We start from the raw sequence: 25,730 nt of genomic DNA, 5'->3' as shown, positions 1-25,730 counted from the left end.
TTGTATATAAATTAAATTATTTTAAAAAATATTAAAATTATGATTGAAAAATACATAAAAGTCAGATAAAATATCATTAGAAGCAAAAAAACAAGGGGAACATACAAAAAACATCTCATCTTAAAAATAGTTTCCGATGGTTGTTGAAAACAGACAGAAGAAACGCTAAGCCGCAAAAATGAGATGTGTGAGCTAAGAAAGGGAGGAATGAACCATGTTTTATGTCGATTTAAACAGTGATTTAGGTGAGAGCTTCGGTAACTATACGATTGGTATGGATGAAGAAATTCTTCAGTACGTGTCTTCCGCCAACGTAGCCTGTGGATGGCATGCAGGTGATCCGATGGTTATGGATAAGACCATCGCACTGGCAAAGAAATACGGAACCGCAGTAGGAGCACATCCGGGATTTCCGGATCTGATGGGCTTCGGTCGAAGAAACATGGTGGTAACTCCGGAAGAAGCGAAAGCATATCTGAAATACCAGCTCGGCGCATTGAGCGCATTTACTAAGAGCCAGGGCGTAAAAATCCAGCACGTAAAACCGCACGGCGCATTCTACAACATGGCAGCTGTTGATGAGAAGCTGGCGAGAGCGATGTGTGAAGCAGTCTATGAAGTAGATAAAGATATCATCTTCATGGGTCTGGCAGGATCCCAGATGATCAAGGCAGCCGAGGAGGTTGGTTTACAGGCAGCGAGCGAGGTGTTCGCAGACCGTGCATACAACGATGACGGAACCCTGGTTTCCAGAAAACTTCCGGGAGCAGTCATCAAAGATAAAGACCTGGCAATCAAACGTGTCGTAAGAATGGTAAAAGAAGGAAAAGTTGAGAGCATCAACGGAAACGACATTTCCATCAAGGCAGATTCCATCTGTGTACACGGAGACAACCCAAAAGCGCTGGAGTTCGTAAAGAACATTCGTGAGACCCTGGTAGCCGAGGGAGTGGAGATTAAAAATCTGTTCCGCTAATACGTATATAAGGAGAAGAAAAATATGGGAGAAAAGAAAAAAAGTAATGCGAACACGACAGCCCTGATTGGCGCCGCGTTCCTGATGGCAACGTCTGCGATCGGACCTGGTTTCCTGACGCAGACTGCAACCTTTACCGGTCAGTATGGCTCTATTTTCGCACTGGCAATCATCTGCACCATTCTTCTGGATGTTACAACCCAGTTAAATATCTGGTCCATCATCGGTGTGTCCGGTATGCGTGGACAGGATATCGCAAATAAAGTTGTTCCGGGACTCGGATATTTCATTGCGTTTCTTGTGTCTCTCGGCGGTCTGGTATTCAATATCGGTAACGTCGGCGGCGCCGCAACCGGTTTTAATATCGTATTCGGTTTCCCACTGAAAGTCGGAACCGTTGTAGCCGGTGTCATCGGTATCCTGATCTTCTTATCCAAGGATGCGAAAAACTTCATGGATAAGCTGACCAAATACTTAGGAAGCATCATGATTGTTACCGTACTTTATGTAGCATTCCGTTCCAAACCTCCGGTTGTTGAGGCAATCAGCAGCGTTGGACATCTGAACGAATTCCCGAACCTGGTATTCCCGATTATTACCCTGCTTGGCGGAAGCTGCGGCGGTTACATCACATTCTCCGGTGCCCATCGTCTTCTGGATGCAGGTTTCTCCGGAACCAAGGATCTTCCGCACGTTCGCCGCTCCGTATTAATGGGCGTCAGCGTATCGGGTGTTATGAGAATTTTACTGTTCCTCGCAGTTTTAGGCGTTGTTACAGCAACTCCGGAAGTAGTTGGAAGCGAAGCATGGGTAGCAAGCCCGCCAGCAGCAGCTTTTAAGGCAGGCGCAGGCATCATCGGTTACAAGATCTTCGGTCTGGTTATCCTGTTTGCAGCTATCACCTCCATCATCGGTGCAGCGTATACATCCGTATCCTTCTTAAAGACCCTGCATCCGTTCATCATGGAGAATGAGAAATGGTTCGTTATCGGCTTCATCGCTGTATCGACCGTTATCATGACATTACTTGGACAGCCGGCAACTCTTCTGGTTCTGGCAGGTTCCGTAAACGGACTGATTCTTCCGATTACACTGCTTGTCATTCTTCTGGCAAGCCGCAGGAAAGATATCGTCGGTGAAAATTACAAACATCCGACCGTACTCATCGTACTTGGTGTATGCGTTGTTCTTCTGACCGGTTACTCAGGAATCAAGGCTCTGCCGAAGATTCTTACCATCTTTGGTTAATGAATGAAAAAATGCAAAAAATGTGGTAAAATAATAAAAAACGATTAAACGGACAGGCGCCCGGCGGACTGGCTGGATGAGCACGCAGATGGCTGGCTTATGGCAGCAGGTCTGCCGGGCGTTTCCCTGTAACTGGCTTGTTGGGTCGGAAGCAGTTTTTAGGTTTTTCGAAGAAAAGCAGAACAGGCAGGCGGGGGCTTCGTTTATCTGACAGGAGGTATATATGAGCGAGGTAAGATACCTTGTAGCGGGCGACAGCGCTGTGTGCGTTGAGTTTGGCAATGAAATCAGCCCGGAGATCAACAAGAAAATCCGCGCATTCAAGATTGCGGTTGAAAAAAGCGATATACCGGGAATTGTGGAGACGGTTCCGACATACCGCTCCTTATTAGTACATTATCATCCGGAAGTGATCGGATTCAAGGCACTCACAGAAAAATTTGATAAATTGATGGGTTCCTTATCCAGCATTCCGATCCCGCCGCCAACCGTTATCGAAATTCCGGTTCTCTACGGCGGAGAGATGGGTCCGGATATTGAAAATGTTGCGGAGCACAATCACAAGACCGTGGAAGAGGTCATCAAGATTCATACATCTGAAGAATATCTAATCTACATGATTGGATTCATCGCTGGATTCCCATATCTGGGCGGCATGAGCAAAGAGATCGCAACCCCGCGTCTGAAGAGCCCGAGAGTGAAGATTGAGGGCGGCTCCGTCGGTATTGCCGGTGAGCAGACCGGTATCTACCCGGTAGCATCTCCGGGAGGCTGGCAGTTAATTGGACGGACTCCGTTAAAACTCTATGATGCAGACCGCGAGAAACCAGTGCTTCTGGAAGCGGGACAGTATATCAAGTTTGCTGCAGTAACCGAGGAAGAGTATAAAAAGATCGAAAAAGAAGTCGAAGATGGAACCTACAAATACGTTGTGTACGATAAGGAGGTATAAAGATGGGCATTAAGTTTGCAAGCGGCGGATTCCTCACAACCGTACAGGACATGGGACGCACCGGCTATCAGGAGTCCGGTATGTCTGTATCAGGCGTTATGGATCAGCGTTCCGCAGCGATCGCGAATATTTTAGTGGGAAATGATGAAAACGAGGCGGTTCTGGAAGTAACCCTGATGGGACCGATGATGGAATTTACAGAAGACAATATTATCGCAGTAACCGGCGGCAATCTGGTTCCAAAGGTAAATGGAAAAGATCTTCCGATGTATCAGGCAGTTTTAGTACATAAGGGCGATTCCATGAACTTTGCCGGTATGACAAGTGGAAGCCGCGTGTACATTGCAGTAGCAGGCGGGCTGGATATCCCGGTACAGATGGGCAGCAAATCCACCAACTTAAAGCTGAAAGTAGGCGGTTATCAGGGAAGAAAGATCGGTGGCGGGGACGAGATTGGTTTTGCCGCTCCGAAGACGACCCTTCCAAATATGAGAAAGAGAAAAGTGACGCCGGAGGACTTCTCCCAGACGGAGAAAACCATCCGCGTTGTCATGGGACCGCAGGATGACTGCTTTACCGAGAAAGGTGTAGAGACTTTCTTAAGCAGCACATATGCATTTACGAATGAGTCCGACCGTATGGGCTGCCGTCTCGAGGGCGAGGTCATCGAGCATAAAAATGGCGGCGATATTATCACAGACGGTATCGCCTTTGGTGCGATTCAGGTGCCGTCCCACGGACAACCGATTATCATGATGGCGGATCATCAGACCACCGGCGGTTATACGAAGATTGCTGGCGTTATCTCTGTGGATCTTCCGCTGGTTGCACAGTCCAGACCGGGTTATAAAGTACATTTCCAGAAAGTAACGGTTGAGGAAGCACAGAAGCTCTACATTGAGCAGGTGGAAAAACTCAAGGCACTCAAAGAAGAATTGGCAAAAGTACCGGAACCGTGCGGAGAACTCGATGCGGTGATTCAGGTAGCGGTTGGATGTGAATCGAAGAGATACTGGAATCCGATTGGAACCTACCGGGTTGTGATCGATGGAACTGAATATATGGTTGAATTAGAGGAAGAGACTGAAAGATTCAGATAAACCTCAGATGTATTGAAAGATATGGAGGGAACGTATATGGCAGATTATAGCAAAATGACACCACCGGAAGTATGGAAACTGATTCGGACTGGCGAGATTACCCGCCCGACGGCTGGCATGTGTGCCGGATATGCACAGGCAAATCTGGTTATCCTGCCGAAGAAGTACGCGGATGATTTTAAAGAATTTGCAAGAAAGAACCCGAAACCGTGTCCAATCCTGGAAGTCGTAGAGGGCACACCGGATATCCACGATATGGGCGAGGGCGCGAGCATCGTGACGGACATCCCGAAATATTTCATTTACCGCGACGGTGTGAAAGTCGATGAGGTGACAGATGTTTCTTCTTATTGGAAAGAAGATTCGGTTGCATTCCTGATTGGCTGCAGCTTCTCCTTTGAGGAGGCGCTTATGAAAGCCGGCATTGAAGTGCGCCATATCGCGCAGGGCTGCAATGTTTCCATGTACAAGACTAACATCCAGTGTGAGAGCGCCGGCGTGTTCAAGGGACCGATGGTTGTCAGCATGCGTCCCATGACCCCAGAAAACGCACAGAAAGCCAAAGAGATCACAGACCGTTATCCAAACGTACACGGCGGTCCGGTCCAGATCGGCGATCCGGCAGCGATCGGTATCAAGGATATTTCCAAACCAGACTATGGCGATCCAGTCGAGATCCGCGAGGGTGAGATCCCGGTATTCTGGGCTTGCGGCGTTACCCCTCAGGCAGCGATTGAAAATGCAAAACTTCCGTTAGTCATTACCCACGCACCGGGACATATGTTCATTACCAATGTCCTGAATACGGAGCTGAATGATTATCTGGAAGCGAAGAAGCAGAAATAGGCAGAATCGGTTCTTCCATTGCAGGAACGGTTTTATCGAAAAATAAGGTTTGACGGAGATTTCCCAGTCTCCTTCAAATAAATTCTCTTGAGAAAAGAGAAAAAGTTCATTACCAACCTAAAAAGCGGCGAAAAGGGAAGATGGAATCTGAGAGGAGGAAGTCTTCCTTTTTCATGTGTATCTCATGCGTATATCATACGCTTGGGATGAAATGCACTTACCTTGTAAATTCCTTGAGAAAATCGTTGAAAAAACCTTGTATTTTCAAGGAAAAACCGCTTGACACGTCCGGGACGGTGTAATATAATATGTCAGTATGACGTGAGTCGGGATATGCCGGCACCAAAGCCCCGGAGCAGGCATTTCATGATATAGTTAATCTCAATTATAGGAAGTAAAACAGGAGGTCAACCAATGAAGAGTTTTATGGCTAGTCCAGCAACAATCGAGAGAAAATGGTATGTAGTTGACGCTACAGGATATACATTAGGTCGTCTTGCATCTGAGGTAGCAAAAGTATTAAGAGGTAAGAACAAACCGATCTTCACCCCGCACATGGATTGCGGCGATTACGTAATCGTAGTAAACGCAGAGAAGATCAAAGTAACTGGTAAGAAACTGGATCAGAAGATCTACTACAATCACTCTGATTATGTAGGTGGTATGAGAGAGACAACCCTTCGTGAAATGATGGCTAAGAAGCCGGAGAAGGTTGTTGAGTTAGCAGTTAAGGGTATGCTTCCAAAGGGACCTTTAGGAAGAAGCATGATTACGAAACTTCATGTATACGCAGGTCCGGAGCACGAGCAGGCAGCTCAGAAGCCGGAAGTTTTAGAAATCAAGTTTTAATTAAAGGCACTGGAAGGAGGAAACAATAATGGCTAACAAATTTTACGGAACAGGCAGAAGAAAAAAATCTATCGCTAGAGTATACCTTGTACCGGGAACCGGCAAGATTACAATCAATAAAAGAGACATCGACGAGTACTTTGGTCTTGAGACCCTGAAGGTAGTTGTACGTCAGCCGCTCGTAGCAACCGAGACTGTTGATAAGTTCGATGTACTTGTAAACGTACGTGGTGGTGGTTTTACAGGCCAGGCAGGTGCTGTAAGACACGGTATCTCCAGAGCACTTCTTCAGGCAGACGCTGATTACCGTCCGGTACTGAAGAAAGCAGGCTTCTTAACTCGTGACCCGAGAATGAAAGAGCGTAAGAAGTACGGTCTCAAAGCAGCTCGTCGCGCTCCGCAGTTCAGCAAGCGATAATCTACAACTTAAAAATGCTAAAAAAGCCCGGAAATATGGCATTTTCCGGGCTTTTTCTATGCCTGAAATCACCTGATTCCGATGGTGAAATTTGAGAAAATTTGACTTCAAATTAGTCCATTTTGATGGGTTTACCATGGGTTTACGGCCTATTTTTGAGCCTAATGGGTGGGAAAATGGGTTTACAGAAGGCCATTTTGGAGGGGAAATTCGCCCCATATCCTTGACAGATTTTCGGCAAACATCTGGCTGAAACGGAATGAAAAACAGTGTCAGGTTCGTTTGGCGAGTTCTGACGAATTCTGCAAAAAAATAATATCAGGTATCCTGTTACATAGAGCCTTGGCTCATTCTTTGAAAACGAGAATGGGTCGAGGCTCTATTTTTTTCGCCCGAAATCCGGCGAGACAAATTTGAGCAGGAGGTAACAGGTATGACGGATTTCAATCAGAAGACCCATGACACCGATGTGGGCAGTCATGGCGGACAGTCGAGGCAGATGATGGAGGTGTTTGAGAACCAGGAGTTTGGTTCGATCCGGTTGTTACAGGAGGCAGGCAAGACCTTCTTCTGTGCAAGCGACGTGGCGAAAGCGTTGGGATATGTGAATCCCTACGCCGCAGTGAAACGCCATTGTAGAGGCCCCCTAACGAAACGCGAGGGGGTCGTTCAGAAGGTGAATCAGTATGGAGATGCTGGAGAGCAGGTCGTTGAAATCTCCTTTATCACGGAAGGTGATGTTTACCGGCTGATCGTTCACAGCAAGCTGCCATCGGCAGAACGGTTTGAACACTGGGTGTTTGATGAAGTTCTCCCGTCCATCCGAAAGCATGGTGTGTATATGAGCGATTCTATTTTGGATCAGGTGATTCAGCAGATTCAGCATCCGGAGGTCATCTACACCCTGGCGAAGGAGCTTGTGGCCGAGAGAGAGCAGCTTGAGGGTATCCGCAAACAGCTGGATGCGGCACAGCCCAAGGCAGACTACTTCGACACCTTTGTGAATTCGGAGGATTGTACCTGCATCCGGAATTTCTGTAAGGAAATCGGAATCCCGGAGAAGACGGCAGTAGCTCTCTTACTGGATCATCGCTATCTGTACCGCAGTCCAAGCGGCTGGCTGATGCCTTTTGCAGACAAATCTGCAAGGGGCTATTTTATTGTCCGGGATTGCTACGGCAGAAGCGGAAAACTGGTGCAGCAGACGAGAGTGACCTGCAAGGGAAAGAATCATCTCTTCAAGTTGTTTAAGAAATGGGGTGTGATCGAATGACGCTTTTTACAGAGGGACGCCTTCAGGCGTTTGAACGCATGATGCAGGATACCGGCAAATACCATCGACGGGAGGACAGCGAAGATCGTCCGCGCAAATGTCCGAAGAAAAAAACGGAGCCTGCGAAAAAGGATGGTGAGCACCATGCCGGTATTCAGGGTTGAGAAAAACAGCAATTACACAACGATGTGCAATTACCACCTGCGGGATCAGGGTCTCAGCCTGAAAGGAAAAGGACTTCTCTCTATGCTGCTTAGTTTACCGGACACATGGAACTATTCGGTACGGGGATTATCTTCGATTACACCGGATGGCGTAGATGGGGTGCTTACAGCTCTGAAAGAACTGGAACGTCTTGGATATCTGGAAAGGAACCAGCAGCGTGAGAGTAACGGTCGGATGGGCAGAGCGGAGTATGTGATCTATGAGATGCCAAGGAAAAAGCCGTGTACGGAAAAGCCGTATACGGTAAATCCGGATACGGACACACCGGTTACGGAAAATCCCGCGCAATTAAGTACTAATAGAACAAGTACTGAAACAATCAATAAAAGAGAGAAGAAGGAAATCCAGCACCGGTATGGCTCATACGAAAATGTCCTTCTCTCTGACACGGAATACGGCAAGCTCCGGCAGGAGTTCCCAGGAGATTATCAGATGCGGGTGGAACGGCTCTCTGAGTATCCGCTTTGAGCTTTCTTTTATGAATATGGCTACGGATGCCTCGAATTTTGAGAAGATGGTGCGCATCCCGTACCAGAAGGATCATTTCAATCCGGTGCGCACGGAGTACAGCACCATGCTGCGCCGCCAGCTTGCCCAGGGCAACAACGGCCTGACCAAGACGAAGTACCTGACGTTTGGCATTGAAGCAGAATCCATGAAACAGGCAAAGCCGAGGCTCAATCACATTGAGATCGACCTGATGAACAACTTCAAACGCTTGGGTGTCCGGGCAAAATTGCTGAACGGTAAGGAACGGCTTCATCTGATGCACGATATGTTCCACATGGGTGACCATGACCGATTCAATTTCGATTGGAAGTGGCTGCCGGAGAGCGGGCTGTCGGTAAAGGACTTTATTGCCCCGACCGGGTTTGCCTTTCCGAAGAACCGTGTTTTTCAGATGGGTGGGATGTATGGTTCCATGTCCTATCTCCAGATTACGGCTTCCGACCTGTCGGATCAGCTGCTGAAGGACTTTCTGGATATGGAATCCAGCCAGATTGTGACCATGCACATTCAGTCGGTAGACCAGAACAAAGCAATCAAATCCATCAAGCACACCATTACGGAGCTGGATCGTTCCAAGATTGAGGAACAGAAGAAAGCTGTCCGTTCCGGATACGATATGGACATCATTCCGTCAGATTTGGCAACTTACGGCAGGGACGCAAAGGCACTGCTGAAGGAATTGCAGAGCCAGAATGAGCGTATGTTCCTGCTGACCTTTCTGGTGATGAATACCGGCGAGACGGAGCAGGAGCTGGAAACCAATGTGTTTCAAGCTTCCAGTATCGCGCAGAAGTACAACTGCAACCTGCGCCGTCTGGACTTTCAGCAGGAGCAGGGGCTGATGAGCTGTCTGCCGCTGGCACAGAACCTGATTGAGATTCAGCGCAGCATGACTACCAGCAGCACGGCAATTTTCGTTCCGTTTACCACCCAGGAACTGTTTCAGACCGGGAAAGAGGCTCTGTACTATGGGCTGAATGCTCTGTCCAACAACCTGATTATGGTTGACCGGAAAAAGCTCAAAAACCCCAACGGGCTGATTCTGGGTACTCCCGGTTCCGGTAAATCCTTCTCTGCCAAGCGAGAAATCGCCAATGCGTTTCTGGTGACGGATGACGATGTAATTGTGTGCGATCCGGAAGCCGAGTACACGGCACTGGTGAAGAAATTTGAGGGGCAGGTCATTAAAATCAGCCCTTCCAGCGCGCAGTATATCAACCCGATGGACATCAATGCGAACTATTCGGAAGAGGATACCCTGCGAAGTTCTGTCAAATGTAGATAATCTGACAATACGAACATGGCTCACACGTAGTCTTCGACACCGAATATCAGCCAGCACACATATGAGGACGGAAAATGTAGCAGCTTTTGAAAAATTGCTTTTTCTGCTCAAAGTGCTATAATCGGAATATACCGAATACAAAGGGAGGAAAGCTCCCATGCCAAGACCGCCACGGTGCCGTCGAATTTGTGGCGTACCACAGGTCGATACATTCTGTCCTAACGGGTGCGAGAATACCGAGCCGATCCTGCTGACGCTGGACGAATACGAGGTCATTCGGCTGGTTGACTTGGAGCAGCAAACCCACGAGCAGTGTGCCGCTCAAATGGAGATTTCCCGCTCTACCGTGCAGGAGATTTACGAAAGCGCACGGAGCAAGATCGTAGCGTGTCTTGTCTACGGGAAACCGCTGCACATCACCGGGGGAAACTACCGCATCTGCGGAGGACAGGAGGCAGCTCACTGCGGCCGTTGCTGCCGGATGCAGAGAGCCAACATGGAAAAATCAGGCAAAACTTGCAAAGGAGATTCCATTATGAAAATTGCAGTTACCTATGACAACGGTCAGATCTTTCAGCATTTCGGTCACACCGAGCAGTTCAAGCTTTATGAATCTGTGGACGGCAAAATCGTCCATGCGGAAGTCGTTGATACCAACGGCAGCGGTCACGGCGCACTGGCAGGATTCCTGATGCAGAACGGCGTGGACACTTTGATTTGCGGAGGCATCGGCGGCGGTGCGCAGGCAGCACTCGCCGAAGCGGGCATCAAGCTCTACGGCGGTGTCAGCGGGGACGCTGACGCGGCGGTGAGCGCATTGCTCAACGGAAGTTTGGGCTACGATCCCAATGTTCACTGTGACCACCATGACCATGAACACGGCGAGGCTGGTCACTCCTGCGGTGACCACGGCTGCGGCAAGCATAGCTGCCATTGATATGGAACGCACACTGACACAACTTCCGTTCTGGTCATCCTTGACCGAACGCGAAATGGACACACTACGCCGAAGTGCCTTTGTCCGTCATTATAAAAAGGGTGCGTTCGTTCACAGCAGCGACAATGAATGTCTCGGAATGCTGTTTATTCTTTCCGGCGAGATCCGCACCTATCTTCTCTCTGATGAGGGGCGGGAGGTAACGCTGTTCCGCCTGTATCCGGGCGAACTATGCGTGCTTTCCGCCTCCTGCGTGATCAGTCAGATCACCTTTGATACACAAATGACTGCCGGAATGGATACGGACATTCTGATTATCTCTGCAAATGTCATTGCTGCACTCAAGGAGAAAAATCTCCATGTCCGCTGTTTTCTTTATGAACTGGCAACGAAACGGTTTTCTGATGTGATGTGGGCGATGCAGCAGATTATGTTCAAGGGATTGGATCAGCGGCTGGCAGAATTTCTCTTTGCCGAAGCGGAACGTACCGGCTCCGACACGATACGCATGACCCATGAGCAGATCGCCCAGCACATCAGCTCGGCACGGGAGGCAGTGGCACGGATGCTCAAAAGCTTCTCGGAGGACGGGCTGGTGGAGCTGAAGCGTGGTGCAATCACGCTGCGGGATAAGAACAGACTAAATCGTCTAAAATAAAAAGAAATGTGACTTCGTTACAGAAGAAAATCATAGATTTGCTACAATAAAAGCAGAAAAACAGGAAGGAGTATCCGCCATGAAAGAAACGAAATACGCAGGAACTCAAACCGAAAAAAACCTGATGGCTGCCTTTGCCGGTGAGTCCGAGGCGCGCAACAAATACACCTATTTTGCATCCAAGGCCAAGAAGGAAGGCTACGAGCAGATCGCGGCGCTGTTCCTCAAAACCGCTGATAATGAGAAGGAACACGCCAAGCTGTGGTTCAAAGAGCTGAACGGCATTGGCGACACCGCCGAAAACCTTCTCTCCGCCGCTGAGGGCGAGAACTACGAGTGGACGGATATGTACGACGGCTTTGCCAAAACCGCCGACGAGGAGGGTTTCCATGAGCTGGCCCAGCGTTTCCGCCTGGTAGCCGCCATTGAAAAGCATCATGAGGAGCGCTACCGTGCCCTGCTGCACAATGTGGAGATGGCGGAGGTCTTCGCCAAGAGTGAGGTCAAGGTATGGGAGTGCCGCAACTGCGGGCATATCGTGATCGGTGAGAAAGCACCGGAGGTCTGCCCGACCTGTAACCATCCCCAGAGCTACTTTGAAATTCACGCAGAAAACTATTAAAGAGAAAAGGAGAACGAATCATGGAGCAGAAGTTTTACATTTGCAAGCATTGCGGCAACATCATTGCCAAGGTCAAGGACACGGGCGTTCCCGTCATCTGTTGCGGTGAGCCGATGAGCGAGATCATCCCCGGTACCACCGACGCCGCCGTGGAGAAGCACGTCCCTGTCTGGACTGTGGAAAACGGCATCGTTCATGTCAAGGTCGGCTCCGTAGAGCATCCCATGCTGCCGGAGCACTACATCGAGTGGGTGTCCCTCCACACCAAGCAGGGCAACCAGCGCAAGGAACTGCACCCGGGCGAGAAGCCGGAGGTCTGCTTTGCGCTCTGCGAGGGCGACGAAGTCGAGGCGGTCTACGCCTACTGCAACCTCCACAGTCTGTGGAAAGCGTGATCGTTCCGCGCATGGTATCTTAGAACCAACATAGAGAACTGAATGTCATGTATTGCAGGCAGGAGGCAAACAAGTCATGAAAGCACATAAATATTGGTCAATCGGAGCGGTAATTACCATGTTTGGAACTTTTTGCACTGGATATAAAGGCTCAAAAACAACGCATAAGTACCTTGCGCTTAGTTCCTTGATCTGCATGGTTATGGCAGTATATACGGGTCATAAAATGATTTCAGGGAATAAGAAAACAAAGAGAGTAAAACAAGCGGAAGCTGTGGATATTCTTTGAGTAAGATAGGAATCGTTATTGTTTCTGATGACGATAAAGTCGGGCTAATGTTGTGTGCGAAATAAAAAACAAGAAAGAAGAATTTCATTATGAAATATGTATGCGATGTGTGTGGTTGGGAATACGACGAAGAAAATGGCTATCCGGAAGGCGGCATTGCACCGGGTACAAAATGGGAAGATATTCCGGATGATTTTGAATGCCCCTTATGTTTTGTTGGCAAAGACCAGTTTTCTGTGGCTGAGTAAGGAAGCACAACAAAACCTATAAACAAAGAGCCGTGAAGCAGTATGTAAGATACCGCTTCACGGCTCTTTCTCACTTATATAAAAATTTGCCGTAACGTAACCTCGTCACAGAAAAATGCTTTGTACTGCGGTATGATAAAGCCACAATCAATCAACAAGAAAGAGGTGGCGAACATGAAAATCAAGCTCAATTCCGATCAGGAGATTGTCAGCACCATCAGAGAAGGACTCAAGCGCACCGGCGGGTACTGCCCCTGCCGCAGGGAGAGCACAGAGGCGACCAAATGTATGTGCCAGGAGTTTAAGGATCAAATTGCAGATCCGGGCTTCGAGGGATTCTGCCACTGTATGCTCTATTACAAATCCTTGCAGGATTAAGGGAGGAACGCTATGCTGTCAAAGAAACTGGCCGCCATAGATAAGACGCGGTGCGTCGCCTGCGGCGTGTGTGAAAATACCTGTCCACTGGGGGCCGTCAAGGTGCGCCGCGGCTGCTACGCCGCTGTGGAGGCGGAACGATGCGTAGGCTGCGGCAAGTGCGCAAAGATCTGTCCCGTCGGCTGCATTGAGGTGAAAGTGAGGGCTGACGCATGAAAGTAAAGCATTGGTACGATTACCTGTGGGTATATGCAATCATCTATTTTGCACTGGGCTTTTTCAATATCCTGTTCGCGTGGCTGGGCATGATCGATTTTCTTCTGCCGCTGTTCTTAGCCATCTTTGGTGGGAACAAATACTTTTGCAACCACCTCTGCGGACGGGGTCAACTGTTCAGCAAGCTGGGGACAGACCTTAAATGCTCCCGCTGCAAGCCCACGCCCCGCTGGATGTCCTCCAAGTGGTTCCGTTATGGCTTTTTGATCTTTTTCCTGACGATGTTCGGCAACATGGTGTTTCAGACATATCTGGTCGCTGCGGGTACTTCGTCCCTGCGGGAGGCCATTAAGCTGTTCTGGACCTTCCGTGTGCCGTGGGGCTGGGCCTACACTGCCGGAACGGTGACAGACTGGGTAGCCCAATTCAGCTTCGGCTTTTACAGCCTCATGCTGACCTCGCTGCTCATCGGCCTCATCGTCATGGTGCTCTACAAGCCCCGTACATGGTGTGCCTTCTGCCCCATGGGAACCATGACGCAGGGGATTTGCAAGCTGAAAAACAAAGAATAAACAAAGATAACAGAAAGGAGCCTTACTCATGGCTGAACTGAAAATTACTGCTGCGAATTTTGAAAATGAGGTACTGCGTTCCGACAAGCCCATTTTGCTGGACTTCTACGCCGACTGGTGCGGACCGTGCAAAATGCTCTCTCCCATACTGCATGAGCTTGCCGAAGAAAAAAGCGGCGCGCTCAAGGTGGGAAAGGTCAATGTGGACGAGCAGATGGAGCTGGCAATGCGTTTTCAGGTGTCCAGTATCCCGATGCTGGTCGTATTCAAGGATGGAAAGGCCGTTGCCAAATCGGTGGGCTATCGGCCTAAGTCGGAGATTGCCGCAATGGTGGAGGGCGCAAGATGAAAGTTGTAATCGTAGGCGGTGCTTCTGCCGCCGCCCGCATCCGCCGTTTGGATGAACACGCGCAGATCATCATGATCGAGCGCAGCGGCTATGTGTCCTATGCCAACTGCGGTCTGCCGTATTATGTGGGCGGTGTGATCAAGGAGCAGGAAGAATTGACGCTGCAAACTCCGGAGAGCTTTTGGGATCGCTTTCGCATTGATGTGCGAGTACGGCAGGAAGTAACTGCGATCAATCCCGCAGAGAAAATCGTCACCGTCCACGCACTGGACAGCGGGAAGGTCTACACGGAAACCTATGACAAACTGCTTCTTGCCCCCGGCGCAAAGCCGACGATTCCTGCGCTTTCCGGCGTGGACAGCGAGCGGGTCTTTACCCTGCGCACCGTGGAAGACACCCTCCGCATTCGACGCTTTGTAGAGGATCAGAAGCCGAAAACCGCTGTTTTGGCTGGCGGCGGCTTTATCGGTCTGGAAATGGCGGAAAACCTTGTGGAGATGGGCGTTTCGGTTACCATCGTCCAGCGTCTGAAGCAGCTATTAGCGCCGCTGGATGCGGATATGGCCAGCTTTGTCCATGCGGAAATGCGCAGACACGGTGTGGCTCTGCGGTTGGATGAAACCGTCACCGGATTCCGACAGGACGGAGATTCCGTGCTGACGCTGCTGGAGGAAAGTGAGCCGCTGCGCTCCGACATGGTGCTGCTGGCCATCGGCGTCACGCCGGACACCCATCTGGCAAAAGAGGCCGGACTTGAGCTGGGCATCCGGGGCAGCATCGCTGTCAACGAGCGGATGGAAACCTCCGTGCCGGATATCTACGCTGTGGGCGATGCCGTAGAGGTCACCCATTTCGTGACCGGCCAAAAAGCATTGATCTCGCTGGCGGGGCCTGCCAACAAGCAGGGACGCATTGCCGCTGACAATATCTGCGGCGGAAACAGCCGCTTTCACGGCTCTCAGGGCTCGTCTGTTCTGAAACTGTTTGGCTTGACAGCGGCCTCCACGGGGATCAATGAGAAGGCAGCGCAGGCAGCAGGGATCGCTTACGACAAAGTCGTATTATTCCCGGCATCCCACGCTATCTATTATCCCGGCGCACAGTCTATGGCAATGAAGGTGATGTATGAAAAAGAAAGCCTGCGGCTGCTGGGTGCGCAGATCGTTGGCGGCGAGGGCGTGGACAAGCGCATTGATGTACTGGCAACGGCCATTCGCGCAAAAATGACAGCCTTGGAACTGACGGAGCTTGACCTTTCCTATGCGCCGCCCTATTCCTCGGCCAAAGACCCGGTCAATATGGCCGGTTTTATGATCGAGGATTTGGAGAGCGGGAAGGTACGGCAGTTCCATTGGAATGAGGTTGAGGACTTGCCTTGCGATGGCAATGCGACACTGCTGGATGTCCGTACAGAAGGCGAATATCGGCGTGGGCACTTGAATGGATTCCGCAATATTCCACTGGACGATCTGCGGGAGCATTTGGACGAGTTAGACCGGGGTAAGCCTGTTTATGTGAATTGCCAGACAGGGCTTCGCAGTTATCTGGCCTGCCGACTTTTGACGCAGTACGGTTTCACTTGTTCCCATCTCTCCGGCGGATACAGTTTTTATCAGGTCGTAATACAAGAGCGGCAGACAGCGCGGAGCGCCTATCCCTGCGGAATGGAGAAGCTATGAGTGAGAATTTATTTGGCTTGACGGTTGCGGCAGATAAAGGCTTAGATGATTTGCAGTGCCAGCGCCTTTTAAGCGAAAATCGCAGGTATCAGGAAGTCATGCTGCAATACCGATGTGCGCTGAAAGCACTGGAAAGCAGGTTGGAAATTCTAAACGAAGAGTTTTCATTGCAGCATGATCGCAATCCGATAGAAAGTATAAAAAGCCGCTTGAAGTCGCCGTCCAGCATTATGAATAAGATGCAGAAACGCGGACTTCCTCTGGATTTTCCGACCATGCAGACAAATATCATGGATATTGCCGGTGTGCGGGTGATCTGCTCTTTCGAGGAGGATGTGTTCTTTTTGGCAAAGTGCTTAAAAAAACAGTCTGACATTGAAATCATCACAGAGAAAGATTATATTTCACACCCTAAGCCAAATGGCTATCGCAGTCTGCACCTGACGCTCCGGCTGCCGGTATTCTTTGCGGAAAAAGTGATCCATGTGCCGGTGGAGATACAACTCCGTACAATCGCTATGGACTTCTGGGCAAGCCTTGAGCATACCATCCGCTATAAGAAAAACTTGCCGATAAATGCTGAAGTCGAAACTGAACTGAAAGAGTGCGCCGATTCCAGCAGAGAATGGGACGGTAAGATGGAACATTTACTGCATATCATAACATAATGTGTCGAATATAAAATGAAAAGCACGCACTTTGGTGCTTGCCTTGGACTTGCCAGGGACCGCCTTATCCGCCTTGGGTGGGCGACCCCTGCGAGCCCCAACCAATTTCTCCGCTTTCTGGTTTTCAGGCATAGTCTTTTCTGCTTTCGGCGGACTGCCACGGCACAGCTTTTTCGGCTTCTATATTGTAAGGAACATGGCTTTTCGCTGAATGGAAAGCGAAGCTGACCCGGGCTGGAGCGGTCTGTGTTAAAACGATATATTTTTTTGGAAATTATCTTGATAAAATTTATCAAGATTGATATAATGGCATTAACAAGCAAGCGAAAAGAGGATGTGGAGCATGATCATCACCAAAGAGACGGACTACGCACTGCGCATTTTGCGGGTGCTGCTGGACGGGGAGAAGCATTCGGTGGCCGAGATGTCGGAAACGGAATTGATCCCCAATCAGTTTGCCTACCAGATTCTGCGCAAGCTCTCCGCCGGCAATTTGGTGCGGGTGAGCCGCGGCGCCCTCGGCGGCTGCGCGCTGTCCTGCGATCTGGACGCGACCTCCCTCTACGATCTCATGGGGGTCGTGGGGGAGCGGGGCATCCTGTGCGCCTGCATGGAGCCGGGATATGAATGCCGCTGGCAGGACAAGCATGGGCGGTGCGCCATCCACTGTCAGCTGGCGGCCTTGCAGCAAAAGCAGGACGAGGCGTTCCGTGCCGTGAGCCTGCGCAGGCTGCTGACCGGCGGATACGATCCCCAAGATACAAGCAAGCTGTAAAATTTTAAGAGGAGGTACCCATATGCTGTTTCAAACCACGGCGGCGCACGAAGAGCTGCGCGCGAAGATCCGGAGTTTTGCGGAGGAGGAGATCAAGCCCCTCGCATTTTTAATGGATCAGAACAATGAGTTTCCCGAGGAGGCTGTCAAGAAGCTGGGTAAGCTGGGCTGGATGGGCATTCCCTACCCCAAGGAGTACGGCGGTGCCGGTCTTGATGCCCTGAGCTACGCCATCGCGGTGGAGGAGCTGGCCCGTGTGGACGGCGGCGCGGGCGTAATCCTCTCCGCCCACGTCTCCCTCGGCTCATGGCCCATTTTCGCCTATGGCACCGAGGAGCAGAAGAAGAAATATCTGGTTCCGCTGGCCAAGGGCGAGAAGATCGGCGCCTTCGGCCTCACGGAGTCCAACGCCGGATCCGACGCCGGCGGCACGGAGACCACGGCGCTGGATAAGGGGGACTACTACCTCCTCAACGGCGGCAAGATCTTCATTACCAACGCCCCTAAGGCGGACACCTATGTGGTTTTCGCCGTCACCACGCCGGACATCGGCACCCGGGGCATCTCCGCTTTCATCGTGGAGAAGGGCTGGAAGGGCTTTGAGTTCGGCGACCACTATGACAAGATGGGCATTCGCTCCTCCTCCACGGCGGAGCTGATCTTCAACGACGTGAAGGTTCCCAAGGAAAACCTATTGGGCAAGGAGGGCGAGGGCTTCAAGATTGCCATGTCCACGCTGGACGGCGGACGCATCGGCATCGCCGCGCAGGCGCTGGGCATCGCCCAAGGCGCGTTTGAGCACGCGTTGAGCTATTCCAAGGAGCGCGTCCAGTTCGGCAAGCCCATCGCGGCCCAGCAGAGCATCGCCTTCAAGCTGGCGGATATGGCCACCAAGCTGCGCTGCGCCCGGTTCCTCATCTACTCCGCGGCGGAGCTGAAGGAGCAGCACGCGCCTTACGGCATGGAGTCCGCCATGGCGAAGATGTACGCCTCGGACATCGCGCTGGAGGTCACCAACGATGCCTTGCAGATCCACGGCGGCAGTGGCTTCCTCAAGGGCATGGAGGTGGAACGGGCCTACCGCGACGCCAAGATCACCACCATCTACGAGGGCACTAACGAGATCCAGCGGGTGGTCATCGCCTCTCATCTGGTGGGCAGGCTGGGCAAGAGCTCCGGCGGCGAGAGCCGTTCGGCGGCCAAGAAACCCGCGCCCATCACCGGCATTCGCAAAAAGACCATCTTCCGGGAAGGGGATGCTGCCCAGCAGGTGGCCGACCTTGTAGCGGCGCTGAAGAAGGATGGTCACGACTTCTCCGTGGGCATCCCTATGGATACGCCCATCCCGCAGGCGGAGCGGGTGGTCTCCGCGGGCAAGGGCATCGGGGAGAAAAAGAACATGAAACTGGTAGAGTCGCTGGCCAAGGCTGCCGGCGCGGCCATCGGTTCTTCCCGCCCTGTGGCGGAGACTCTCAAATATCTGCCGCTGAACCGCTATGTGGGTATGTCCGGTCAGAAGTTCACCGGCAATCTGTACATCGCCTGTGGCATCTCCGGCGCATCCCAGCACCTTAAGGGCATCAAGGACGCCTCCACCATCGTGGCCATCAATAAGAACGGTAACGCGCCTATCTTCAAGAACTGCGACTACGGCATCGTGGGCGATGTGGAGGAGATCCTGCCCCTGCTCACTGCTGCGCTGGATAGCGGCGAAAAGCTGCCCGCGCCGCCTATGGTAAAGATGAAGCGGCCCACACCGCCGAAGCCCGCCCCCATCGGCGACCGTTACGTCTGCAGCGGCTGCGGCTACGAGTATGTGCCGGAGTTGGGCGACGAGGACGGCGAGATCGCGCCGGGTACGCTCTTTGAGCAGCTTCCCGCCGAGTGGGTGTGCCCGGAGTGCGCGGAGACGAAGGATCAATTTGTAAAGGCTTGAGCCGTGAAGGAGGTAAGATAAGATGTATTGCGTGCGTAAAGTAACAAACGACCTCTACTGGGTGGGCGCCAACGACCATCGCCTGGCCCTGTTTGAAAACTGCTTTCCCATTCCCCGGGGCGTAAGCTACAACGCTTACTGCCTGCTGGATGAAAAGACGGTGCTCTTTGACACGGTGGACTGGTCTGCCTGCCGCCAGCTTTTGGAAAATCTGGCGTATGTGCTGGATGGCCGCGAGCTGGACTACCTGCTGGTCAACCATCTGGAGCCGGATCACGCCGCCTGCATCGAGGAGATCCTGCTGCGCCATCCTAAGGTGAAGCTGATCTCCAACGAGAAGGCATTCATGCTCATGCGGCAGTTCGGCTTCCATGTGGACGGACATGAGTGCATCGAGGTGAAGGAGGGCGACACCTTCTCCTTTGGCAAGCACACCGTCACCTTTGTGGGCGCGCCTATGGTTCACTGGCCGGAGGCCATGGTGACCCTCGACGTCACCGACGGCGTCCTCTTTTCCGCCGACGCCTTCGGCACCTTCGGCGCGCTGGACGGTAAGCTGTTCGCCGACGAGGTGGACTTCGAGCGGGACTGGCTGGACGACGCCCGCCGCTATCTCACCAACATCGTGGGCAAGTACGGCCCCCACATCCAGCTCCTGCTGAAAAAGGCCGGCGGCGTTTTGGATCAGATCCAGTACATCTGCCCGCTCCACGGCCCCGTGTGGCGCAAGGATCTGGGCTGGTTCATCGAAAAGTACGACACATGGAGCCGCTATGCCCCTGAGACCCAGGGCGTGCTCATCGTCTACGCCTCCATGTACGGCAACACGGAGAACGCGGCGCAGGCGCTGGCGGCGTCGCTCTGCGATAAGGGCATGAGCAAGGTGGCGATGTACGATGTGTCCTCCACTCATGTCTCCCAGCTGATTTCCGAGGCGTTTAAGTACAGTCACATTGTCCTGGCCTCTGTGACCTACAATCTCGGCATCTACCCCGCCATGCATGACTTCCTCATGGATATGAAGGCACTGAATCTGCAAAACCGCACCTTTGCCATCATTGAAAACGGCTCATGGGCGGTGAAGTCCGGTGACCTCATGCAGAAATTTGTCAACGATGAGCTTAAGAACATGACGGTGCTCAACGAGCGGCTCAGCCTCGCCTCGTCCATGGGCACGGACAAGCGCACTGAGCTGGAAGCACTGGCGGACGCCATTCTGGAATCTATGAAGTAACTGGCAGGAAAGCCAAAACCAAGACAACAGACAACAAACAGCCCCGCCGTGTCGGCTGCAGAAAAACCGGCTTTCAAAAATAGAGCGGGCAAGCGTGATACTGCGCTTGCCCGCTCTTTGCCCAAAAGGACATGAAAAGTGACCGGAGAAGATGAGAGGATCGAAATGGAGATCAGAAAACGAAACGGGAAGTCTGTTCCTTTTCAACAGGAGAAAATTTTCAACGCCATGAAAAAAGCGTTTGATGGACAGGGAAGGGAGATTGGGGGCGGAGAACTGGAGGAGATCCTCGCCGCCGTTCTCAACAATCTCTCCGTCACAGTACCGCTCACCGTGGAACGTGTGCAGGACGAGGTGGAGCGGACGCTCATGGAGCGCGGACACTATGAGGTGGCCAAGGCGTACATCCTCTATCGCGAAAAGCGGTCTGCGCTGCGCCGCGTCCGGCATACCATCGCGCAGACGGTGGGGGATAACTCGCTTGACGAGGTGCTGCGCCGTATCCAGATGGATTTTACCGAGGAAATCTACTCCCTCGCGGCGCTTCAAATGAAGTTTGAGAGCTTCTGTCGCCCGGGCATGACGGAGGATGAGAGGGCTGAGGCACTGACCAAGGCAGCGGTAGAGCTGACTACGGCAGAGGCACCCAAGTGGGAGTTCATCGCGGCGCGGCTTCTGAACCACTCCTTTCGCTGTCGCAACGCACAGGAATGGGAGGGGCGCGGCGTCGGCGACCTCTATGGCAGGCTTCGCTATCTGACGGATAAGGGACTCTACGGTGACTATATTCTTGCCCACTATACCCACGAGGAGATCGCTATGGCGGAGGACTTTCTCTGCCCGGAACGGGACGAGTTGTTCACCTACTCCGGCCTTGACCTGCTGCTCAAACGCTATGTGATCCAGTCACGCAGCCGCGTGCCGCTGGAAACACCGCAGGAGATGTTTTTGGGTATCGCGCTGCATCTTGCTATGAACGAAGGCTCTGACCGCATGGGGTGGGTAAAACGCTTTTACGATATGCTCAGCCGTATGGAGGTCACGATGGCGACACCTACCATGTCCAACGCACGAAAGCCCTACCATCAGCTTTCAAGCTGCTTTGTGGACACTGTGCCGGACAGTCTGGACGGCATCTACCGCTCGCTGGACAACTTCGCAAAGGTCTCTAAATTTGGCGGTGGAATGGGGATGTACTTCGGTAAGGTGCGCGCTGCAGGCAGCACCATCCGCGGCTTTCAAGGGGCGGCGGGCGGTGTTATCCGCTGGATCCGGTTGGTCAACGACACCGCCGTGGCGGTGGATCAGTTGGGGATGCGGCAGGGCGCTGCGGCGGTTTACTTAGACGCATGGCACCGGGATCTGCCTGAATTCCTTCAACTGCGCACCAACAACGGCGACGACCGCATGAAGGCGCATGATGTGTTTCCCGCCGTGTGCTATCCGGATCTCTTCTGGCGACTGGCGGAGGAGAACATAGACGCGCCGTGGCATCTCATGTGTCCGCATGAGATCCTCACGGTCAAGGGCTACGCACTGGAGGATTACTGGGGTACGGAATGGGAGAAGCGGTATCTGGACTGCGTCAATGACCCGCGCATCGAAAAGCGCAGCGTCACCGTCAAGGACATCGTGCGGCTGGTGCTTCGCTCGGCAGTGGAGACCGGCACGCCCTTCGCCTTCAACCGCGACAGCGTAAATCGTATGAACCCAAACGGCCACACGGGAATGATCTATTGCTCCAATCTCTGCACGGAGATCGCACAGAACATGGCGCCCATCGAGCATATCAGCACTGAGGTGCACACGGAGAACGGCGACACAGTGGTGGTGACGGCCACACTCCCCGGTGAGTTTGTGGTCTGCAACCTGGCGAGTCTGTCTCTCGGTAATCTGGCGGTGGAGGACGAGGCCTATATGGAACGCACGGTGGAAACGGCCATCCGCGCACTGGATAATGTGATCGACCTCAACTTCTACCCGTTGGAATACGCGCGGCTTACCAATCAGAAGTACCGCAGCATCGGCCTGGGCGTCAGCGGCTACCACCACATGCTGGCAAAGCGCGGCATCCGATGGGAGAGCGATGAGCACCTTGCCTTCACCGATGCGGTATTCGAGCATATCAACTACGCCGCCGTCAAGGCGGACACAGCACTGGCACGGGAAAAGGGCCGCTATGCGCTCTTTGAGGGCAGCGACTGGCAGACAGGCGCGTATTTTGAAAAGCGAGGTTATACCTCAGAAAAGTGGCGGGCGCTTGCGGAAACGGTGGCGGTGCAGGGAATGCGCAACGCCTATCTGCTGGCTGTCGCACCCACTTCCAGCACATCCATCCTCTCCGGCACGTCGGCGGGCATCGATCCAATTATGAAGAAATTCTTTTTAGAGGAAAAAAAGGGCAGCATGCTGCCCCGCGTTGCTCCGGAGCTTTCTATGGATACATGGTGGTACTATAAGGCGGCGCATCTGATCGACCAAAGCTGGTCGGTACGCGCCGCGGGCTTTCGCCAGAGACATATTGACCAGGCGCAGAGCATGAATCTCTATATCACCAACGACTATTCCATGCGTCAGGTGCTCAGACTGTATTTGGAGGCGTGGAGGGCCGGCGTCAAGACCATTTATTATGTCCGCAGCAAGGCCCTTGAGGTCGAGGCCTGTGAAAGCTGCTCGTCATAAGGAGGATAGCATGATGGAACTGAAGAAAAAGCCCCTCTTTAACCCGGAGGGCGACCTTGATGTGCGCCTGCGGCGCATGATCGGCGGCAATACCACCAACCTCAACGACTTCAACAATATGAAGTACGCTTGGGTCAGCGACTGGTACCGGCAGGCCATGAACAACTTTTGGATCCCTGAGGAGATCAATCTCTCGCAGGATGTGAAGGACTATCCCCGCCTGCTGTCAGCCGAGCGCAGCGCCTACGATAAAATTCTGAGTTTTCTTGTCTTTTTGGATTCCATTCAGACAGCGAACCTGCCTAATATCGGCGCCTACATTACAGCCAACGAGGTCAATCTCTGCCTGTCCATTCAGGCGTTTCAGGAGTGTGTCCACTCACAGAGCTACAGCTATATGCTCGACACCATCTGTTCCCCCGTGGAGCGCAATGACATCCTCTATCAATGGAAAACGGACGAGCATCTGCTGCGCCGCAACACCTTCATTGGGGACTGCTACAACGAGTTTCAGGAGCGGAAGGACGCTCCCACGCTGCTGCGCGTGATGATGGCGAACTATATTTTGGAGGGCATCTATTTTTACAGCGGCTTTATGTTCTTCTACAATCTCTCCCGAAACGGGAAGATGCCCGGCTCGGCGCAGGAGATCCGCTATATAAACCGCGACGAGAACACGCACTTGTGGCTGTTCCGCAATATCATCACGGAGCTGCAAAAGGAGCAGCCGGAGTTGTTCACCGCCGAGAGCGTACAAGCGCTGCGCGAGATGATGCGTGAGGGCGTGGAGCAGGAGATCGCATGGGGGCATTATGTGATCGGCGACGACATCCCGGGGTTGAACCGGCAGATGATTAGCGATTACATCCGCTATCTCGGGAATCTTCGCTGGACGAGCCTTGGCTATCCGGCATTGTATCCGGGCTTTGAGAGCGAACCGGAGAGCATGGAATGGGTCAGCCAGTACGCTGACGCCAATATGGTCAAGACCGATTTCTTTGAGGCACGCAGTACCGCCTACGCCAAGAGCACCGCACTGATAGACGATTTATAAGAAAACCAAAGACATCAGAATAGGAGGTATTTTTTATATGGATATCCGAACGGTAACAGATGCCATCCGCTATGTAGGGGTGGATGATAACACATTGGCACTCTTTGAAAACCAGTACCCCGTCCAGCCTATGGGAGTGAGCTACAACTCCTATGTCATTCTGGACGAGAAAATCGCCGTGATGGACAGCGTGGACGCACGGGCGGCGGAGGAATGGCTTTCCAATGTAGCGCAGGTGTTGGGGGGGCGCAACCCCGATTATCTTGTGGTCACACACATGGAGCCGGATCATTCCGGCAGCCTCATGCGGATAGCGCAAGAGTACCCGGAGATGAAGATCGTGGGAAACGCGAAAACATTTACCCTGATCAAGCAGTTCTTTGGCACGGGTGCATTGTCGGAAGACCGTATGCTGGAGGTTGGCGAGGGCAGCACGATCTCTCTGGGCTCACACCGGCTGCGCTTCCTGCTGGCACCGATGGTACACTGGCCGGAGGTGATGACGGCGTATGAGGAAACGGAAAAAATCCTGTTCTCGGCGGATGCCTTCGGACGCTTTGGCTCACTGGAACGGACTGCCCGTGCCCCCTGGGTGCCGCAGGCCCGACGGTATTATTACAATATTATCGGGAAATATGGCGCACAGGTGCAGGCTCTGCTGAAAAAGACCTCCGCGCTGGAGATCCAAACGATCTGCCCGCTCCATGGTCCCGTGCTTACAGAAGGGCTGGAGGAGTGTCTGCGGCTCTATGATCTCTGGTCACAATGGGAACCAGAAGAATCGGAGAGCATACTGATTGCCCACGCATCCATCCATGGAAATACTGCCCATGCGGCGAAGACCCTCAAGGGTAAATTAGAGAAAAAAGGCGTGCAGGTCAGCATATGTGATCTCACTGTGACAGATCTTTCCTACGCTGTTGCCAGTGCGTTCTACTGCGGGAAACTGGTGTTGGCCTGCTCCACTTATGACGGAGGACTGTTCCCGCCCATGAAGGCCTTTTTGGATCATTTACAGACAAAGGGATTCCGAAACCGCCGGATCGGCCTCATGGAAAATGGCTCATGGGCCCCTGCTGCCGCGCGGCTGATGCGCGCCGAGTTGGAAAAGATGAAGGAACTCCGACTGTGTGAAACGGAGGTATCGCTGCGCGGCGCACTGAACCAAACCAGCGAAGCGCAGATGGACGCTCTTGTGGCGGAGCTCTGCGCGGAATAAGCTGCAACAAACCGCAGCTATTCTCGTACAGATGATGGTCTTACTCATCTGCTTTATGTCCCAAGGGCAGAGTACCGTCATCTCAGGTTGAGGTCACGATGTGGTGTGGGGCGAGAACGGAGTCTTGAGAATACCCA

The 25,730-nt window shown here is 52.4% G+C and carries 28 protein-coding genes and 1 pseudogene; all 29 read left to right on the top strand.

The features are described 5' to 3' along the window. Window positions 1-214: 214 nt before the first annotated feature. Complete coding sequence (locus DW931_RS11435; protein ID WP_022358636.1) at window positions 215-976, top strand: 5-oxoprolinase subunit PxpA; 762 nt, start codon at window positions 215-217, stop codon at window positions 974-976. A gap of 24 nt (window positions 977-1,000) precedes the next feature. Beyond that, window positions 1,001-2,224, top strand: a complete 1,224-nt coding sequence (locus tag DW931_RS11430) for an NRAMP family divalent metal transporter (protein ID WP_118469093.1) — start codon at window positions 1,001-1,003, stop codon at window positions 2,222-2,224. A 223-nt stretch (window positions 2,225-2,447) separates the two neighbouring features. Next, the gene (gene pxpB / locus DW931_RS11425; RefSeq protein ID WP_022358506.1) at window positions 2,448-3,176 is read left to right on the top strand and encodes a 5-oxoprolinase subunit PxpB; all 729 of its coding nucleotides are present in this window, start codon (window positions 2,448-2,450) and stop codon (window positions 3,174-3,176) included. Window positions 3,177-3,178: 2 nt separating this feature from the next. After that, a complete protein-coding gene (locus DW931_RS11420) occupies window positions 3,179-4,276 on the top strand; it encodes a biotin-dependent carboxyltransferase family protein (protein ID WP_117796819.1) in 1,098 nt (365 codons plus the stop codon). A gap of 36 nt (window positions 4,277-4,312) precedes the next feature. Next, complete coding sequence (locus tag DW931_RS11415; RefSeq protein WP_022358508.1) at window positions 4,313-5,122, top strand: putative hydro-lyase; 810 nt, start codon at window positions 4,313-4,315, stop codon at window positions 5,120-5,122. A 414-nt stretch (window positions 5,123-5,536) separates the two neighbouring features. Beyond that, a complete protein-coding gene (rplM, locus tag DW931_RS11410; RefSeq protein ID WP_022358509.1) occupies window positions 5,537-5,971 on the top strand; it encodes a 50S ribosomal protein L13 in 435 nt (144 codons plus the stop codon). Between the two features lie 28 nt (window positions 5,972-5,999). After that, window positions 6,000-6,389 carry a 30S ribosomal protein S9 gene (rpsI, locus tag DW931_RS11405; RefSeq protein ID WP_022358510.1) on the top strand — a complete coding sequence of 130 codons (390 nt, stop codon included), beginning with the start codon at window positions 6,000-6,002 and terminating at the stop codon, window positions 6,387-6,389. 433 nt (window positions 6,390-6,822) lie between these two features. Beyond that, a complete protein-coding gene (locus DW931_RS11400) occupies window positions 6,823-7,662 on the top strand; it encodes a phage antirepressor KilAC domain-containing protein (protein WP_118482289.1) in 840 nt (279 codons plus the stop codon). Beyond that, complete coding sequence (locus DW931_RS15960) at window positions 7,659-7,826, top strand: hypothetical protein (RefSeq protein WP_002576412.1); 168 nt, start codon at window positions 7,659-7,661, stop codon at window positions 7,824-7,826. Before DW931_RS11400 ends, DW931_RS15960 begins: the two co-directional genes overlap by 4 nt. Further along, complete coding sequence (locus tag DW931_RS11395; protein WP_338108856.1) at window positions 7,795-8,355, top strand: helix-turn-helix domain-containing protein; 561 nt, start codon at window positions 7,795-7,797, stop codon at window positions 8,353-8,355. Before DW931_RS15960 ends, DW931_RS11395 begins: the two co-directional genes overlap by 32 nt. Then, a pseudogene (locus DW931_RS11390) lies at window positions 8,342-9,652 on the top strand (DUF87 domain-containing protein); the annotation flags it as partial. The gene DW931_RS11395 and the pseudogene DW931_RS11390, both read left to right, overlap by 14 nt. 187 nt (window positions 9,653-9,839) lie before the next feature. After that, on the top strand, window positions 9,840-10,619 hold the full coding sequence (locus tag DW931_RS11385; RefSeq protein ID WP_118482288.1) for a DUF134 domain-containing protein: 780 nt from the start codon (window positions 9,840-9,842) through the stop codon (window positions 10,617-10,619). Window position 10,620: 1 nt separating this feature from the next. Further along, window positions 10,621-11,277, top strand: coding sequence for a Crp/Fnr family transcriptional regulator (locus DW931_RS11380; RefSeq protein ID WP_107000764.1), 657 nt, complete (start codon window positions 10,621-10,623; stop codon window positions 11,275-11,277). Window positions 11,278-11,356: 79 nt separating this feature from the next. Beyond that, on the top strand, window positions 11,357-11,899 hold the full coding sequence (gene rbr / locus DW931_RS11375; protein WP_107000763.1) for a rubrerythrin: 543 nt from the start codon (window positions 11,357-11,359) through the stop codon (window positions 11,897-11,899). Between the two features lie 20 nt (window positions 11,900-11,919). Next, window positions 11,920-12,294 (top strand): desulfoferrodoxin family protein, encoded by a 375-nt coding sequence (locus DW931_RS11370; RefSeq protein ID WP_033120174.1) that lies wholly within the window; start codon window positions 11,920-11,922, stop codon window positions 12,292-12,294. 76 nt (window positions 12,295-12,370) lie between these two features. Next, window positions 12,371-12,583, top strand: a complete 213-nt coding sequence (locus tag DW931_RS11365; RefSeq protein WP_107000761.1) for a DUF6219 family protein — start codon at window positions 12,371-12,373, stop codon at window positions 12,581-12,583. An 89-nt stretch (window positions 12,584-12,672) separates the two neighbouring features. Beyond that, window positions 12,673-12,831 carry a rubredoxin gene (locus tag DW931_RS11360; RefSeq protein ID WP_107000760.1) on the top strand — a complete coding sequence of 53 codons (159 nt, stop codon included), beginning with the start codon at window positions 12,673-12,675 and terminating at the stop codon, window positions 12,829-12,831. A 132-nt stretch (window positions 12,832-12,963) separates the two neighbouring features. Then, window positions 12,964-13,209, top strand: a complete 246-nt coding sequence (locus tag DW931_RS11355) for a ferredoxin-thioredoxin reductase catalytic domain-containing protein (RefSeq protein ID WP_107001011.1) — start codon at window positions 12,964-12,966, stop codon at window positions 13,207-13,209. A gap of 12 nt (window positions 13,210-13,221) precedes the next feature. Continuing rightward, entirely contained in the window at window positions 13,222-13,425 is a 204-nt protein-coding gene (locus DW931_RS11350) for a 4Fe-4S binding protein (protein WP_107000759.1), read from the top strand. Beyond that, the gene (locus tag DW931_RS11345; protein ID WP_117796821.1) at window positions 13,422-13,997 is read left to right on the top strand and encodes a 4Fe-4S binding protein; all 576 of its coding nucleotides are present in this window, start codon (window positions 13,422-13,424) and stop codon (window positions 13,995-13,997) included. Before DW931_RS11350 ends, DW931_RS11345 begins: the two co-directional genes overlap by 4 nt. Before the next feature lie 28 nt (window positions 13,998-14,025). Next, complete coding sequence (gene trxA / locus DW931_RS11340) at window positions 14,026-14,346, top strand: thioredoxin (protein WP_107000757.1); 321 nt, start codon at window positions 14,026-14,028, stop codon at window positions 14,344-14,346. Beyond that, window positions 14,343-16,025: an FAD-dependent oxidoreductase gene (locus DW931_RS11335; protein WP_118482287.1), complete on the top strand. Its 1,683-nt coding sequence runs from the start codon at window positions 14,343-14,345 to the stop codon at window positions 16,023-16,025. The genes trxA and DW931_RS11335 overlap by 4 nt, the downstream gene beginning before the upstream one ends. After that, the gene (locus tag DW931_RS11330) at window positions 16,022-16,693 is read left to right on the top strand and encodes a GTP pyrophosphokinase family protein (RefSeq protein ID WP_107000755.1); all 672 of its coding nucleotides are present in this window, start codon (window positions 16,022-16,024) and stop codon (window positions 16,691-16,693) included. The genes DW931_RS11335 and DW931_RS11330 overlap by 4 nt, the downstream gene beginning before the upstream one ends. Window positions 16,694-17,036: 343 nt before the next feature. Beyond that, entirely contained in the window at window positions 17,037-17,468 is a 432-nt protein-coding gene (locus tag DW931_RS11325; RefSeq protein WP_118482286.1) for an Rrf2 family transcriptional regulator, read from the top strand. 22 nt (window positions 17,469-17,490) lie between these two features. Beyond that, window positions 17,491-19,404, top strand: coding sequence for an acyl-CoA dehydrogenase family protein (locus DW931_RS11320; RefSeq protein ID WP_107000754.1), 1,914 nt, complete (start codon window positions 17,491-17,493; stop codon window positions 19,402-19,404). 22 nt (window positions 19,405-19,426) lie between these two features. After that, complete coding sequence (locus DW931_RS11315; protein WP_107000753.1) at window positions 19,427-20,638, top strand: FprA family A-type flavoprotein; 1,212 nt, start codon at window positions 19,427-19,429, stop codon at window positions 20,636-20,638. A gap of 165 nt (window positions 20,639-20,803) precedes the next feature. Beyond that, window positions 20,804-23,320, top strand: a complete 2,517-nt coding sequence (locus tag DW931_RS11310) for a ribonucleoside-diphosphate reductase subunit alpha (protein WP_181357201.1) — start codon at window positions 20,804-20,806, stop codon at window positions 23,318-23,320. A gap of 10 nt (window positions 23,321-23,330) precedes the next feature. After that, window positions 23,331-24,374: a ribonucleotide-diphosphate reductase subunit beta gene (locus DW931_RS11305; protein ID WP_117796824.1), complete on the top strand. Its 1,044-nt coding sequence runs from the start codon at window positions 23,331-23,333 to the stop codon at window positions 24,372-24,374. Between the two features lie 37 nt (window positions 24,375-24,411). Further along, window positions 24,412-25,593 carry an MBL fold metallo-hydrolase gene (locus DW931_RS11300; protein ID WP_117470959.1) on the top strand — a complete coding sequence of 394 codons (1,182 nt, stop codon included), beginning with the start codon at window positions 24,412-24,414 and terminating at the stop codon, window positions 25,591-25,593. Window positions 25,594-25,730: the final 137 nt, after the last annotated feature.

The sequence above is a fragment of the Clostridium sp. AM43-3BH genome (assembly GCF_003479985.1).
Lineage (GTDB): Bacteria > Bacillota > Clostridia > Lachnospirales > Lachnospiraceae > Otoolea > Otoolea fessa.
Note: the sequence above shows the minus strand (reverse complement) of the source record. Positions and strands in the feature narration are given on the sequence as shown.